Consider the following 15,661-nt stretch of genomic DNA (forward strand, 5'->3'; position numbering starts at 1 on the left):
ATTACTTCAATAACTTTTTTATGTCTTCTATTAAAATATCAATTTCTGGTTGTTCTTCATCCTCTGCTAGCTGCGCGTCCATAGGAACGTGACCTCGATAATACGGTTTTGGATTTCCGTAAGGATCAAGGCGAGAGCGTATAAAGCCGTTTTGATCTATTAGGGCAAATAGGCCTGAGTGATATAAATCTACGTGCTCTACCTCTCCTAAATTAGTGGCGAGGTAAAAGCCTTCATTTGCAAGTTTGCGCATTTCCTCACGGTCTCCTGTCATGAAATGCCAATTGGGATTGGTCACTCCATAATCCTGAGCATACTTTTTCAGCACTTTGGGCTGGTCGTGCTCTGGGTCTATGGAGAAAGAGGCGATGCCAAAATTAGGATTTCCCTCAAACTCTTGGGCAATCGCTTGTAAGTTGTGATTCATTGGGATACAAATGTCCGTACATCTGGTAAAAAAGAATTCTACGAGATACACTTTTCCTTTATAATCTGCATTTGTAATGGTGTCATTGTCTTGATTTACAAACTCAAACGGTGGTACTTTACGGTCTACTCCGTTTTGATTGATGTAAACTAGACCATCTGGAGCTTCATCTTCTTGTTCACCACCCACGGCGTGCATCCTACCACCCCGAGTGACATCATCGTTTACTAATCGCTTAAAGATTTTTGGGATAAATATGATCCCAAAAATGAGGACTATGGCCGCGATTCCTATATATGTATTCTTGCGCATCCTTAATTTTCTTTTGTAGGTCTACGTTGTTCTAATTTTGGACTGGCATTATTATTTTTACGTAACGCCTTACGATATTCGGCCAAGACAACTTTAATATCATCTTTTAGGTAACCTGTCTCTACAGCTTGAGTGAGATCGTAACCGTAAATGTTAGTTTTCTTTTTGTCATCGTCACGACTTCTTACATTGAGTTCTTTATCGACGATAAATACATAAGGCGAATATCCCCGCATAGTCGCTGCAAGTGGAGTTCCCAGACTATCAAAATGCTTGCGCGCTTCTTCTGGAGTTATCTCAACAATATGAAATTTTTTGACATCTGTTACTCGGGCGAGTTCTTCTTTAAGCTCTTCCGCCTGGGCCGTGCTCCCTTCGTTTACAAAGAAAATGGCTTGAAATTCTTCAAAACCCTGATAGTATTTGTAAACGGTTAGGTTAAGATTTGCTGTGAGGCCAACATTTTTCTTTAGTTCGTCGCCTAAATAGCCTACAATGGTAACTCTGTCCTTTAACTGTAGCGACTCATCACCATTGTAAGGTGTATCAATTTCAGCAAAAGTGTAACCGTCAAGATCATCTACTCCTTCCAAAACGACAGGAAGGGAGTCAAAATTATAAACCCCAGAGGCAAAGAAGATATAAGCCACCACGGGAAGTACAAAAAGCGAGATAAGTACAAATTTCTTTTTCATAGGGTAGAGCGCTAAAAAAAGGCGGTTTTTTCAAACCGCCTTTTTCAATATGTTTTTCTTAGAAATCCCAACTTTGGAATCCTGTATTGTAGACGTCAAAAATATAATCTCCTTCGGTCAGTAAAATAAAGACCAGATAACAGATCAGGAATACTGCCGTCCAGACCACTGCTCGACGCAGGCCTTTTACTTCATCACGCATGTGCATAAAGTCCCAAGTGATATAATAAGCCTTAAATATGGTCAACAGGATAAAAATCCAGTTAAGGAGTTTCATACGGATAAATGTTGTCTCCGTAAGAATTTCTGGCTTTATGATACCCAATACAACCTCAATCGCCGTAACGATAGATAGGATGATAAGGATACCCCAGATTTTTGTAATATTAGATTTGAACTTAAGTGTTCCTCTGAATATTGCTAATTTATGTTCGTGTGCCATAGCTTATGCTACTTATGTTATATTATTTTTATCTCAAAATGCTTTCCCTCTCAAAACGTGAATCTCTTGATGAGATTTCAGCCTCTGCAGGAATTAAACTAGGTAGAAGAAGGTAAATACAAATACCCAAACTAAATCTACAAAGTGCCAGTACAATCCTACTTTTTCTACCATCTCATAGTGACCACGGCGCTCGTAAGTACCCAACAATACATTAAAGAAGATGATAATATTTATCACAACTCCTGAAAATACGTGAAAACCGTGAAAGCCTGTGATAAAGAAAAAGAAATCTGCAAATAGTGGCGTACCGTACTCATTATGATACAGATTTGCCCCCTCTACAACGCCCACAGCATCTCTATTAATTTTGGCCAGAGACTCTTCTCTATTTAAAACTATTTTTTCACCTTTCTCGTTAAGCTCTTGAACACGGATCAATAAGTCTGGATTTGCGACAAATCCTGCTTTTACCTCTTCAATATTGTACGTAGTGGGTGTTCCTTCTTCATAATACCACACCCCGTTTTTTTTCAAGTGTTGCTCACGCTCACTTACTCCGGCTATTGCAAACTCACTTAATGCAACGCGCTCTCCATCTACATTCTGGAACTGAAGTATTTTACCTCCCTTAGTCTCTACCGCTCCATAATCCCCCTGAATGAATGTTGCCCATTCCCAAGCCTGTGACCCTACGAATATTGCTCCCCCGATGATCGTGAGAAACATATAGAACGTCACTTTTTTCTTGTTCATGTGATGACCAGCGTCTACAGCAAGTACCATTGTAACTGACGACATAATAAGTATGAATGTCATAAACGCCACATAATACATCGGGGCATTTACACCGTGTAATCCTGGAAAGTGAGTAAACACTTCATCTGCAATAGGCCAAGAGTCTATAAATTTGAATCTAGAAAATCCATAAGCGGCAAGAAATCCTGAGAACGTAAGTGCATCAGAAACGATGAAAAACCACATCATCAATTTTCCATAACTTGCTCTAAGTGGCTGGTTACCACCTCCCCAAGTGTTTTCTCCTGTATCAGTACTTGTCACGGTCGTGCTCATAGTAGCGTAATTGGTTATAATATTGTTTGCAAAAATAAGTATTTTCTAATCGTATTTCAAACCTTGAAGCTCGATTTATAATGGGTCTAATTACGCTTTGGCAAAAGCGTACTAGAAAAAATCACAATAAGTTCCCAGATTCTCCTATTAAGCACAAGCCGTCCACTCGCACCAGTGGCGCGTACAGTACAACAACAAGAATAAAAACACCCAAAGAATATCCAGAAAATGCCAAAAGGTAACACCTAGCGTCAACCCCAGGTGACTTTCGTTAGTGTACTTTCCTTGAAATTGTTTTACCACCATCACAACTAGTGAAACAAATCCTGCAAAAACGTGTACTGCGTGTACCACTCCGATAAGCGTGATAAATGTTCCAGTTATATTACTCACGGGGCCAGTAAAATATAAGCCTTGAGCTGTAAGCTGTCCATAACCTTGGACTTGCGAAATAACAAATGTAATCCCTAGTCCAAGTGTAACAAACATAAGCAGAGTTCCTTGGGATTTATTACCAGCTAGAATTGCTTTTTTTGATAAATGAATAGTGATACTGCTTACAATAATAATTATCGTAGACCAAATAAGCGCCTCTGGAAAATCATAAGTACTATTCCAATCTCTGCGTTCCATACTCACGATGTAGGCACTTGTAAGCCCAGCAAAGGTCATACAAAGACTAATAATACCAAACCAGAGCATCTGCTTTTTAGAGCGTTCCCTCTTAAATCGTTCTGTTCCTTGCGTGTAATCCATCTAGCGTAAAAATTTATCCACTACAAAAACAATTTGTAGCAAGGTAATGTATGTGACGCTGGAGAGCATCAATCGTTTTGCAGTTTTTGCATCCCGATTTTGATAAAGTTTGATAGCCCAGTACAACATAAACAAGCCAAGACCACCAACTATAATTGCTGCAGCTGGAGATAGGAAAAGATTCCCTGTGTATCCAAAAGCAGGAATAATCGATATCAATATCGTCCACACTGTGTATAAAATAACTTGCGTTGCGGTTCCTTTATCTCGTTTTCCCGTAGGCAACATAAAAAAACCTCCTTTTTTATAATCGTCATACAAGAACCATCCTATTGCCCAAAAATGTGGAAACTGCCAGAAAAACTGAATCATAAACAGCGTCCCAGGCTCAATACCAAAGTCGTTTGTTGCGGCTACCCAACCTAACATAAAAGGAATTGCTCCAGGAAAAGCACCCACAAAAACAGAAAGCGGTGTCTTCGTTTTGAGCGGTGTATAGAGCAACACATACATAAATATGGAAATCCCTCCAAACATTGCCGTTTGTGGATTGATGTAAAATAAAGTGAGTAATCCGAGGATTGTAAAAGCAATTGCGATGGCCATTGCCACGGTAGTAGACATACGTCCAGAGGCAACAGGCCTATTCTTCGTGCGATCCATAAGAGCATCGAGATCACGCTCCAATACCTGATTGTATGCGTTAGAAGCACCAACCATAAGGTAACCCCCTACAGAGAGTAGCAGTACAATTCCCCAATCTATAATCTCGGCACCCAGAAAATAACCTGCCACACTAGAAAATACAACGCTTATAGAAAGGCGCATCTTTGTGATTTCCTTGAAATCTTGCCAGGGAGAAACAGCAATGGTATGGGTAGAAACTTCGCTCAAAAGGGCTTGAAAATTAGCAATCTTTAATTTTGTGCAAAGATACTCGCTAGTGTTCTTTTGCACAAGATAATACAAAGCTTAAATGAGTGTTAAAATTACGCTTTCGCGAACCTGCCTGCCGGCAGGCAGGAGCAAAAAAACTATCTTTAAAATATTAAAGTTAAAAAACCTCCCATTATGAAATCACTACTTTCCCTATGTATCTTTACTATTTCCCTTATGGCCACTGCCCAAGGTCGTTTTGATAATGTTCAAATAAAGGTTGAACCCGTAGGGGATGATATTTATATGCTAGTGGGAGCTGGCGGAAACATTGGGATTTCTGTGGGCGAAGACGGTGTTTTTATGATAGACGACCAGTTTGCACCGCTCAGTGATAAGATTATGGCAGCGATAAAAACGGTATCTGATAAGCCCGTAAAATTTCTGGTAAACACCCACTTTCACGGAGATCACTCCGGTGGCAATGCAAATTTTGAGGCCGCTGGCGCAATGATTGTGGCTCACGACAATGTGCGCAAGCGACTCGCCGAAAATGAAAAAACAGCCGATGCTGGCCTGCCTGTCATCACCTTTTCTGAAGACGCAACCTTTTATATGAACGGAAACGATATTTTTATCACTCACGTGCACGAGGCACATACAGATGGTGATGCGCTTATCTATTTTGCCCAAAGCAATGTGCTTCACACAGGAGACACTTTTTTTAACGGAAGATTCCCTTATATAGATCTTGCGCGAGGTGGAAGTATTACCGGCGACATCGCTGCTGCCGCAAAAGGGCTGATGCTTATTAATGATGAGACAAAGATTATTCCAGGTCACGGACCAATGGGAACAAAAGAAGATTACAAGAAGTACAACACGATGCTCAAAACAGTCGCTGGCAATATCTCAGACGCTATACAAGCAGGAAAAACCGAAGATCAAGTCGTTGCAGATGGATCTCTTACAAATGATTTCTTTACAGACGAAGAGACCAAAGACGACTTCATATCTGGGGAAAAATTTCGCCGTACGATCTATCAAAGTCTCATAAAAGAAAAGGAAACGAACATCATAGAGGACTAAAATGAAGCCTGCTGTAAAATCCATACGACCATTTGTAGGATCTAAAGACTTTCAAGAATCTAAACGATTTTATGAACGTATAGGTTTTATCGAAAATTGGGCAGGACACAACATGTCCTTTTTGGGACTAGGAGATTTTGGGTTCTATCTTCAAGATGCTTATGTGAGGGACTGGGTAGACAACACGATGCTTTTTCTAGAAGTAGCAGACCCCGATACCTTTCTTGCTCATCTGGAATCACTCGATCTTTCAGTTCATTTCCCTAAAGTGCGCCTATCTAAAATGGTCATAAACGACTGGGGGCGGGAGTTTTTCCTTCACGATCCTAGTGGGGTGTTGTGGCATATTGGGGGATTTAGTAGAAATTAATGACCCAATCCAAAAAAAACTAATATTTAAATAGATAATTAAATTTTCAATGGCCCTATTGGTTTCCACCAAATTCCATCCATTTTCTTTAAGAGAAAAAAATTCACTCTACCGTGATTCACTCCCATGTGAACGTGGTTGTAAGGAATAATTGCTACGGTTTTATTTTCATTTAGCAAGCAACCATAAATTCTTAAACTTGGGTATTCATCAATATTAGGATTACCATCATACCTATTATAGTCTAGCGCATTATAAAATTGTTCAGAGTGTTTTTTGAGGCTTTGTACATTTTCACCCCACAACGTATCCAATGGCAGTTTTGATGGCAAGGTGAGGTGAAATTTATCAAAATTATTAAGTATATAAAACAAATCGTCTTCATTAAGAAGGTTTTCATAAATGGAAAAACTGTCTTTTATAGGACAATAAAATTTGAGTTCATACGTATCCTTGCTTGTACCGCATATTTTATCGGCAGTTCTATAAAGACTCCTAGCTTTCCTATAACGCCCTACAAATTTTTTAATTCCAGTAACCTTAATCACATTTTCATCAACAAAAGTGTATGATTTTTGATTGTTGAGAAAAACTCTAAGTGCATCCCTTTTATTTTGATCGAATTCTTGTATTGTCGCCTTCTGTGCAACACAGGATGTAGTTATAAACAAAAAAACTAGACATAATATTTTCATAACAAATTTATTGACAAGAATCACCCAATGGCAAAATATCTTCTTGAGGAGAATTACTATCCTCAGCAATGTTAGTACGAAGTATTCTTGTATAACTCTCAGAATCTTCTGGATACAAATCTATAAAAGTACTTGTTTCGTACAGGGCTCCCCAAGCTAAGTCCTCATAATACCGACTAGACTGTTGATTATTGTCCCACTCACGTAGAGCATCCCTCATAGGAGTTATGAACTTTTCAGCCATTTGTTGATGCTGAACGGCTTCTGGATCATCATTATATAAATCCGCCATTACTGCGTCCCAAAGTACAGGAAGCTCTGCAATATTCACTGGCACTTGAGCATCTCCATCATCAACTTTAGAAAGCATATAAGCGTGAAGAATCTCGTGAAGTATAGTCCTCGCAATTGCAATTGTGGTAGCTTGATCAGTATAACTATTTCTCAATACAGTTACATAATTTTTAGGTAGCGCATTACCGTTTACGTCATAATACCAATCAGTTTCGGCTTGATGGAGTGGGTTTGAAGGAACGCCGGTTTGCATAACCAAATTATACCCGGAAGCAGGCGCGCCAAATCTATAAATTATATTCGCAATATCATTTTGTTGTAAATTTTTGAGTTGTGTTAAAATATTATTAGAACACGGATCCAGATTTACAGAGTTGATATTATCCTCTATTTCATTAGCGATTATATATTCCTCTAAATCAACATTCACCCCTACCTCATCATTCTCAATTTCCTCTTCTTCTTCAGGTAAGCATCCACAATTTTCATCAAAACCAAATTCACAATCGTTCTGCTGGTTACAGTCATCTGGTGTCTCACAGCCAGGGTTTCTCATTACCTCGCCTAAATTGCGCGAGGTAGTCATCTCATCACCCTCAAATTTTATATCAATCACAAATTCAATCCCGCAATCAGGATGGGTGCAAGGAGCGGTCTGGTGGTCCACTTGATGCTCGGGATGTGAGCAAGGAACTTCAATCTCGCAGTTCTCTACGGTGGTTATACTTATAATACCGCCAGTACCACCGCCTGTGTCCCCATCAGCTCCTGTATCACTATCACCACCAGTATCTCCAGTTCCTGTATCCCACGTACCGGTGCCGTTATCTGTATTTCCATCACTATCGCTGCCTCCATCTCCACAAGGGTCATTTAGAAAATAGTCTGTTGCCGTACCGTTATCCATACTAACATCACCTACATAAGCTCCTGTGTCTGTATAAAAAACAAGCTCCCCTGTAAATGTCGTCATATTAAGACTTCCTGTCTGGGTTCCTACCCAGTCCCTAGTCATACGATACTCAGCAATATAAGCATAGACTCCTCTAAGGGTCTCCTTTACTACAAGATTAAAATAGGAGATATAGATAGGGTTTCTTTCATTAAAGGTCTCTAGCTTAAACGAATAGTTTTTCCTGTCGTAGCTATTTATAGATTCTAAAATCTCATCCATCTGGGCTTCACCCAGAATCAAATCTGGTTCTATAGACCGTGTATCATTATTATAAGATTGAATTTCAAAACGCATCGTACCACTTGTTCTTTTTTTGAGGTAATCTATAATGTGGGGAATTTTATCGCTCGCTATTTTTTTCGTTTCATTTTTTAGCTCCTGAGAGTCAATGACGGTAACTGCGTCTATTGTGACATCATCTTTTGTACAAGATACGATAGAAATTAAGAATACGAGGATAAGCAATTTTAGTGTGTTAGGCATCGGTTTATTTTTAGATGGCTCAAACATACACATTACCCCCCCCCGATATTTTAGGGGCATTCGCCCCTTAATTTCTCACAAATGCCCCTCTTACCTTAATCCACAATATACTCCAGCGCTTCATAAACGAGGGTGGCGCCATAATCGGTTTTGCTTTCGCGAAAGCGTAACCCTATCGATTGCGCACCCCGGTAGCCTTTGTTTTAATCTAGTATCATTTAGTACGTCTCTATGTTGGGAGTAAAGAATTATGGAAAGTAGTTTTTCCCTCACGACCCTAGTGGGGTGTTGTGGCATATAGGGAAGTTTGATCCTTGAAATCAATGAACCCTATCCAAAAATTAACCAATAATCTATATTTACATAAAGGACTAAATTTTCAATGGCCCTATTGGTTTCCACCAGATGTCATCCATTTTCTTTAAGAGAAAATAACTTGCTCGTCCGTGCCTGATACCCGGCCCTTCTGTTACATAAACTATAATTGCGACGTCCTCGTTTTTAGTAATGTAATAATCTAATACACGAATACTTGGAAACTCATCTATTTTTGGGACTCCATCATATCTTGTATAATCCACTTGTTCATAGTAAATGTCAGAATGTTTTAACAACGGTATGGTTTGCGAAATAATAGATTCAACATTTAATTCTCGAGGTTTTCTACTCGATTCATATTCCGCTCTAAGGTATTCAAAATCCGAAGCATCGAGCAAGCCTTCAAATCGTGAAAAAGAGTCTGCAAGAGGACAGTAAAATTTAAGTCTTTCTAAATCTTGATCTTTCTTGCAAATACTGTCTGCAGTTCTATAAAACTTTATATTGTGTTTATATCTACCTATGAAATTTAAAATTAAATCTGCCCCCATAACATTCTTATCAATATAAGAATACATTTTTTGAGTATTAAAAAAGGTAACAAATGCCTCTGTGTCTTTTTCTTTTATAGAAAGTCTGCTAGCCGAATTTTGAGATTTGCATTGCGCTGTTGAGAGCAACAGACAAATAATAAAGATGTTTTTAATCTTCATATTAACATGGGTTGCTTTTAGGCGTCACGCCGTTTTGAACTGAATTAGTATCTTCAGCCATATTAGTATTTATTATTCGATTCTTTGCGACCAGATCATTCTGAAAAACATAATTAAATGTTGATGTCTCAAATAATGCACCCCAAGCTAGATCTCTATAATATTGATCTGATTCTTGGGAATTATCCCACTCTTTTAGGGCATCTTCAATAGGCTCAATGAATTTTCGGGCAATAATTTCGTGCTGTAATTGATTAGGGTTATCATCGTATGTCTCTGTTAATAAGGCATTCCACAGTAAGGGGAAATTTGTCACTTCATTTGATCCTGTTAGAACTGAATCATCAACCAAACTAATTAAATGAGCGTGTACTAGTTCGTGTAAAATAGATCTTGCTATGGACATCTTCGTAGCCTGACCAGCATAAGCGGGTTGAATATGCGTTACATAATTATAATCCATTGGCTCTCCAATTTCATCCCTTTTCCAATCTGTTTCTCCCGCATTATTTGGATTTATTGGAGGAACACCCGTGAGTATTTGCCAAATGTATGGTAAATCAGGCGCGCCAAATCTATAAATTATGTTAGCAATATCATTTTGTTGTAAATTTTTGAGTTGGGTTAAAATGTTATTTGAACAAGGGTCTAAATTTGTTGAAGTGATATTATCCTCAATCTCCACGGCTATCAAGTATTCATCAATATCAACATTCATACCTACATCTTCATTCTCAATCTCCTCTTCCTCCTCTGGCAGGCACCCACAGTTTGCATCAAAACCAAATTCGCAATCGTTTTGCTGGTTACAATCATCTGGTGTCTCGCAGGCAGGGTTTCTAAGAATATCTTCAATTGTCTTTTGATCATCGGTTTCATCCCCTGGACAAATTACCACAGTTGTTGGAATACAATTGCACTCCCCGTCACCATAAATATACCATTCACAGCTGTCGCCTATTGGACCACCATCGTCTTCGCCACTCGTTCCTGTGTTTCCAGAATCTCCATTTCCAAAATCTCCATTTCCAGAATCACCATTTCCAGAATCTCCAGTTCCAATATCTCCAGAAGTACCTCCATCATCATTAGATCCTCCTCCGTTAGAGCTACCGCCGTCATCACAAGGGTCGTTCAAAAAAGATGTGAACCCTTGACCGTCTGCCATTTCTACAGTACCCACAAACTGTCCAATGTCTGTATAATAAAGTAATTCTCCTGTATACGTAGACCAATCAACCCCACCAGACTGAGTTTGAACCCAATTTGTTGTAAATCTATATTCTGTAATATAAGAATAAGTCCCTCGCAACGTTTCCTTCACTACAAGATTATATCTTGAAATGTAACCCGGGACACCACCATTAATTGTATTCAATTTAAACGTATAATTTTTCCTGTCATAACTGTTTATGGACTCCAGAATCTCCTCCATCTGCGTGTCTCCCAATATTAAATTTGGCTCTACAGACCTCGTGTCACTATTATAGGATTGTATTTCAAAACGCATCGTCCCGTTTGTTCTGTCTTTTAGATAGTCGATTATGTGAGGTATTTTATCACTCGCGATTTTTCTGGTGGTGTTTTTTGTTTCTTGAGGTAAGGTGATATTTGTATCATCAACGATAACATCGTCCTAGGTACAAGATACAATAGAAATAAGAATTAAAAGGATAAGAGATTTGAGGGTGTTTTGCATCGGTTTATTTTTAGATGGCTCAAACATACACATTACCCCCCCCCGATATTTTAGGGGCATTCGCCCCATAATTTCTCATAAATACCCCTCTTACCTTAATCCACAATATACTCCAGCGCCTCATAAACGAGGGTGGCGCCATAGTCGGTTTTGCTTTCGCGAAAGCGTAACCCTATCAACTGCGCGCCACGGTAGCCTTTGTTTTCGTCTAGATGCATCTGTTGCGCATCTTCTTCTGAAATGACGAGGCACAACTTCCCACAAAAGGCATCTCCATAAGCATTTACCACCAAAAAAATCTGACCCATAATTTCTTCTCGAGTTTCAAAATAGTAATCAACTTCTGAGCTTTCCTTGATGAGCCTGTACAGTTCTGCCTGATATACTTTAGTATTGTATTGATTTGCACCCAATACCTCGTTATGCTGAGACTTGTAACAGCTTTCTTCTTTACAGGAACACAGCAACAACACCGCCATCCCCAGAGCAGCGATTTTTAATAACATAGTTTGTGATAAATGTGAGGTAGTTGTGTGCTCTTGTATAACGAATTTTCTTTATGAAATCGTATGAACGGAAATTCAAATAGAACTTGAATTTTAAAGTGCTGGGTGATCTAAGAATAACAAAACTAAGGTGGTTGAGTGATCCGCCTTTCCGGGGGATTGTATCATAACCTCCGAAATCTGACTAAAATTTCTTCGGGAACCTTGCGATATCGATTTCTTCAGGTAACGGGACATCGTTTTCTAAATGCTCAAAAAGATATTGGGCCAGCGTGGGGCCAGCCATTATACCACGAGTTCCTAATCCATTAAGTGTTGCTAGTTGCGGGAATTTAGGATGCTTTCCAAGCAATGCCCGCCTATCACCTGTGGTGGGACGTATACCTGCTTGCTGACTTACAATCTCATAATTGCAAGTGATTAAGGCGTCTAGCTTTTCTACAAGTTCAGCCCGGGCCGGCTCAGAAGGAATATTATCTTTATCTGTCCAGTTAAAGGTAGCTCCGACTTTATAACAATCGTTCCCAAGAGGAACGATAAAGAAAGAAGATTTTACCGCTGCTTGCTGTTGCAGTTCGGCAGCTTTAATAATGATATACTCCCCCTTATTACCTACTAGAGGCAGTTTATTAAAATAAGGATTGTATTTGATCCCATAGCCTTCTGCAAAGATTATGTATTTTGCTTGCACTCCGTCGTACATCACCGTATCCCCATCAATTTGGATATCGTTGTGGCGGAATTCCGCTTTCGCGAAAGCGTGCATCTCAACCAAGTACGTTTCATATAGTCGTTGAAGTTTAACAATATCAACACGACCTGTTTCTAGAACTTCTCCGTAGTCAAAGGGGGCAATAATCTGGGAATTGTCATCTCGAACTATTTGCGGCTTCATAAAACGCTGTAATTCCAAATGGTCTGAAGCCGAAAACCAATTGTTTTGATCTTCAACTGAAGAAAAAACCTTACGCACAGGCATAGGATGCACTAGCTTAGTTTCCAACTTCTGCTCAAGTTTTTTGAAATAAGGAATCGCTAAATCAAACTGCTCTGTAGATTTCCACGGTAGGGTATATCTTTTTAAAATAACAGGATTGTACAAACCTGCAGCCACGCGACTTGCACCAGCTCCTCCTTTATCGTAAACCAGAAAAGTCTTTCCCGCAGCGAGGCATTGCTCACAAAAAGCAATACCAGCGAGACCTAGTCCTACTATGATATAATCCACCTTTTTCACAATGGCAAATATAGGCCTCTGAGGATAAACAATAATCTAAAGACTCTTTTAAACTTGAATGGGTTACATGGAGTTTTGTGGTAATTTTTATAACTGAACCATTCTTAAAATATTAGGGATGCCTTTGAGATGTATCTTGAATTTGTCTCACAGATAGCTTAGAAACTTATATTTAGAAATAAAAAAACCGCTGGACGTAGCCCAGCGGTTTCTAAATATTAATTACTTAGATTTTAGTAATTCCAGAGATCTTGCTCAATATCGCGTATTTGCTCCTTGATACGATTAGACTCCAACAATTGCATCATTGCATTGTTGTTTATATAATCTTTTACCTGACGATCTCCTTGAACGTTATCCTCTTTGTACACAATACCGCTAAAACGCCTACTGTTTAAGAGATGATCAAAGGAAATAGGCATCGAGGTGTTTTTCCTATTAAAAGCTTTTGCCTCGTGCAAGATATCGCGTACTCCTGGGAACCATACCCAGAAAAGCTCAATACCCGGTTGCGTAGGATCATCTAAAAAGTTTACATCAGGAACTACTGGCGCAAATCCTAAAAGACGATACTTTAACTCACCCTGACGCTTATCTATGTACCAATAACCGCGGATATTGTACGCTTGTACATCGTATGCCGTAATTGAACGTCTTTCGATATTATAATCAGAGATTGGTTCTCCCGCATTGTATTGAGAATAACCAGCATCTGTAGTATCTACACGTTCAACAGAAGCGCGTATATCATCTAGCGTGATTTTCTCTGTAAAATAAGAGTCGTTGTAAATTGCATCTATCGTACCGTCTTTAACGTTCTTCATAATAACGTCAAACAATGAGCGGCGATCTGAACCTATGTTCATCGTATCAATAGGATAATACAATGGGAAATTTACGCGCTCATCAAGATCGACAGTTTCCCAAGTGTTTTTTGCCCACAACACATCACGTTTCTCCACATAACCGTAAGGCAATGGATTATCGTTATCGTTTGCTTTTTGCCCATCTGTTGTCTCAAACATCTCTTCTGGACTTTTTGCATTGAGGATATTTCCTTGTGCAAAAGCCTGAGAAGTTATTAAAACAACAACTGCAAGAATTAATACATTTTTCAACTTCATAATTTTGTTTATTAGTTACTCAACTCAATGAATACTGGAGAAACCTTAGGAAGCCTATAATTAGAATTTCCTTGGATGCTCGCTTTGATATCAAAGATTTGAACAGAAGATCCACGCTTAGCTTTCTGCAAAGCACTTTTTGCCTGCGCATTAAGACGTGATCCATTTACTTGAACAGTTCCTGCTCCTGCAACTTTAAACTTAAAGCTACTTACATTTAATGTTAGGTCAAAATCAAAGTCAGGCAACGCAGCACCTACAGGTGACTGTTCTAATGCCTCTCTCGTCATTTTCATATCTCCAGAGTCATCACCTCTTACGGTTCCTACTGGACGAGGAATGTCCTTAATACGGAAGGTTGCCTTGTCAGAAACAGGACCTCCACCGTTAGGTAAGGTCGCATTAACGCTAATCGTCACCTCACGTCCAGTACCTGGATTCATTGTATAGGAAGTGCCAGATTTTTTTGATAAACCTGGTGCGCTAGCATTTACCTTGCTAGGATCAATCCCAGCGAAATCAATAGTCATAGGATTTGCAACACCACGATACACGACATTCATTTTATCTGCAGCAATTGTCGCTGAGTTAGGCTTACCGATGGTCGTATAGCTTTTTTCCACAGGTACAATAACTTCCTCACCATCTTGTAAGAAAACTAGGTTACCTGTAATCTTGTGCTCACCAACGCTACCTGCACCTAATTTAAGGGCTACTCTACCGCCTTTAAATTCATACTGATCTTCACGGATATCTCTACCATCTATTTTAAGCTCTACTCTTTCTGGCTTTGTAGTTTCATCTACACGTCCTAAAGATATAATACCATCAAAGCTATCACTTGAGTAATAAGCCCCCTTAGTAGTAGTCATTACAGTCTCATAATTAGCCTCAGAGATGTTTGTAAGTGCTTTTAGGTCTCCCGCGAGCAACTTAGATAAATATTCATTCTCAACAGAACGGATGTCATTTTGCGTCTGAGTCATTTTTGTCAATGAAGAAACAGATGGAAAACCTACGTAGTGATAGCTTATGTAATCTTGAGTAGTTTTATTTCCTTCTCCTTCACCAGTGGTAATAGGCTCTGTAGAAAAATCTGATTCTAATTGCTCTGCAAGCACTGGATTATTACCATCCATTAATGCAAGCATTCCGGTACGATATTTATCCATCTGAGCTAAGTATTCTTTACCAGCTTCAGTAAGTTGACCACCTTCATAATACAATTCGTCAAGAAAGTTAGACTTATCCATAGTCTCATAATCTGTCGGATCATCTACTTCACCTAAAAGTAAATCTTTTTGTGATTGTAAATAACTGTAGTATTCATTAGATAATTCGTGAGCTTGCTGCGCCTTAGCTGCAGTTGCCTCTGCTTTTTTATTTGCTGAAGCATTTTCTCTCAGACCTGCTAGAGCCAAGTCGTTTTTAGACTCAAAGTTTGCGTTAGAACGCGTTAATTTCTCATTAATCGACCCAAAAGCCGATAGTACTTCTTTTGACATATTTAATGCAAGCATTGCGATAAATACTAAATACATCAAATTAATCATTTTCTGCCTTGCGGATAATTTTCCTCCTGCCATTTTCTAATTT

At 39.1% G+C, this 15,661-nt stretch carries 16 protein-coding genes; 2 read left to right on the forward strand and 14 right to left on the reverse strand.

Annotation, left to right across the window (positions count from 1 at the left end):
* Position 1: 1 nt before the first annotated feature.
* The 6 genes from EAX61_RS13995 to cyoE all read right to left on the reverse strand — a co-directional run bounded on the left by EAX61_RS13995 (position 2) and on the right by cyoE (position 4,600).
* Entirely contained in the window at positions 2-739 is a 738-nt protein-coding gene (locus EAX61_RS13995; RefSeq protein ID WP_121918330.1) for an SCO family protein, read from the reverse strand.
* A 2-nt stretch (positions 740-741) separates the two neighbouring features.
* The gene (locus EAX61_RS14000; protein WP_121918331.1) at positions 742-1,434 is read right to left on the reverse strand and encodes a hypothetical protein; all 693 of its coding nucleotides are present in this window, start codon (positions 1,432-1,434) and stop codon (positions 742-744) included.
* Positions 1,435-1,492: 58 nt separating this feature from the next.
* Entirely contained in the window at positions 1,493-1,876 is a 384-nt protein-coding gene (locus EAX61_RS14005) for a cytochrome C oxidase subunit IV family protein (RefSeq protein WP_121918332.1), read from the reverse strand.
* 93 nt (positions 1,877-1,969) lie between these two features.
* Positions 1,970-2,950, reverse strand: coding sequence for a cytochrome c oxidase subunit 3 (locus tag EAX61_RS14010; protein WP_121918333.1), 981 nt, complete (start codon positions 2,948-2,950; stop codon positions 1,970-1,972).
* Between the two features lie 147 nt (positions 2,951-3,097).
* On the reverse strand, positions 3,098-3,706 hold the full coding sequence (locus EAX61_RS14015; RefSeq protein ID WP_121918334.1) for a cytochrome c oxidase subunit 3: 609 nt from the start codon (positions 3,704-3,706) through the stop codon (positions 3,098-3,100).
* Positions 3,707-4,600 carry a heme o synthase gene (gene cyoE, locus EAX61_RS14020; RefSeq protein ID WP_347337928.1) on the reverse strand — a complete coding sequence of 298 codons (894 nt, stop codon included), beginning with the start codon at positions 4,598-4,600 and terminating at the stop codon, positions 3,707-3,709.
* A 177-nt stretch (positions 4,601-4,777) separates the two neighbouring features.
* Here cyoE and EAX61_RS14025 point away from each other — a divergent pair, with 177 nt between their 5' ends.
* Both EAX61_RS14025 and EAX61_RS14030 read left to right on the forward strand, forming a co-directional pair.
* Positions 4,778-5,671 (forward strand): MBL fold metallo-hydrolase, encoded by an 894-nt coding sequence (locus EAX61_RS14025; protein ID WP_121918335.1) that lies wholly within the window; start codon positions 4,778-4,780, stop codon positions 5,669-5,671.
* A 1-nt stretch (position 5,672) separates the two neighbouring features.
* Positions 5,673-6,041: a VOC family protein gene (locus EAX61_RS14030; RefSeq protein WP_121918336.1), complete on the forward strand. Its 369-nt coding sequence runs from the start codon at positions 5,673-5,675 to the stop codon at positions 6,039-6,041.
* Positions 6,042-6,079: 38 nt separating this feature from the next.
* Here EAX61_RS14030 and EAX61_RS14035 read toward each other — a convergent pair whose 3' ends face one another.
* The 8 genes from EAX61_RS14035 to porM form a co-directional block, all read right to left on the reverse strand.
* Complete coding sequence (locus EAX61_RS14035) at positions 6,080-6,736, reverse strand: hypothetical protein (RefSeq protein WP_147448380.1); 657 nt, start codon at positions 6,734-6,736, stop codon at positions 6,080-6,082.
* Between the two features lie 7 nt (positions 6,737-6,743).
* Positions 6,744-8,468 (reverse strand): hypothetical protein, encoded by a 1,725-nt coding sequence (locus tag EAX61_RS14040; protein WP_121918338.1) that lies wholly within the window; start codon positions 8,466-8,468, stop codon positions 6,744-6,746.
* 371 nt (positions 8,469-8,839) lie between these two features.
* The gene (locus EAX61_RS14045) at positions 8,840-9,499 is read right to left on the reverse strand and encodes a hypothetical protein (RefSeq protein ID WP_121918339.1); all 660 of its coding nucleotides are present in this window, start codon (positions 9,497-9,499) and stop codon (positions 8,840-8,842) included.
* Between the two features lies 1 nt (position 9,500).
* Positions 9,501-11,009, reverse strand: a complete 1,509-nt coding sequence (locus tag EAX61_RS14050) for a hypothetical protein (protein ID WP_121918340.1) — start codon at positions 11,007-11,009, stop codon at positions 9,501-9,503.
* A gap of 284 nt (positions 11,010-11,293) precedes the next feature.
* Complete coding sequence (locus EAX61_RS14055) at positions 11,294-11,704, reverse strand: hypothetical protein (RefSeq protein ID WP_121918341.1); 411 nt, start codon at positions 11,702-11,704, stop codon at positions 11,294-11,296.
* 184 nt (positions 11,705-11,888) lie between these two features.
* The gene (locus EAX61_RS14060; protein ID WP_236642055.1) at positions 11,889-12,932 is read right to left on the reverse strand and encodes an NAD(P)/FAD-dependent oxidoreductase; all 1,044 of its coding nucleotides are present in this window, start codon (positions 12,930-12,932) and stop codon (positions 11,889-11,891) included.
* Positions 12,933-13,174: 242 nt separating this feature from the next.
* Positions 13,175-14,065: a type IX secretion system ring subunit PorN/GldN gene (gene porN / locus EAX61_RS14065; protein WP_121918343.1), complete on the reverse strand. Its 891-nt coding sequence runs from the start codon at positions 14,063-14,065 to the stop codon at positions 13,175-13,177.
* A gap of 11 nt (positions 14,066-14,076) precedes the next feature.
* Positions 14,077-15,651 carry a type IX secretion system motor protein PorM/GldM gene (gene porM, locus EAX61_RS14070; RefSeq protein ID WP_121918344.1) on the reverse strand — a complete coding sequence of 525 codons (1,575 nt, stop codon included), beginning with the start codon at positions 15,649-15,651 and terminating at the stop codon, positions 14,077-14,079.
* Between the last annotated feature and the right edge of the window lie 10 nt (positions 15,652-15,661).

The organism is Dokdonia sinensis, assembly GCF_003688895.1.
Classification (GTDB): domain Bacteria; phylum Bacteroidota; class Bacteroidia; order Flavobacteriales; family Flavobacteriaceae; genus Dokdonia; species Dokdonia sinensis.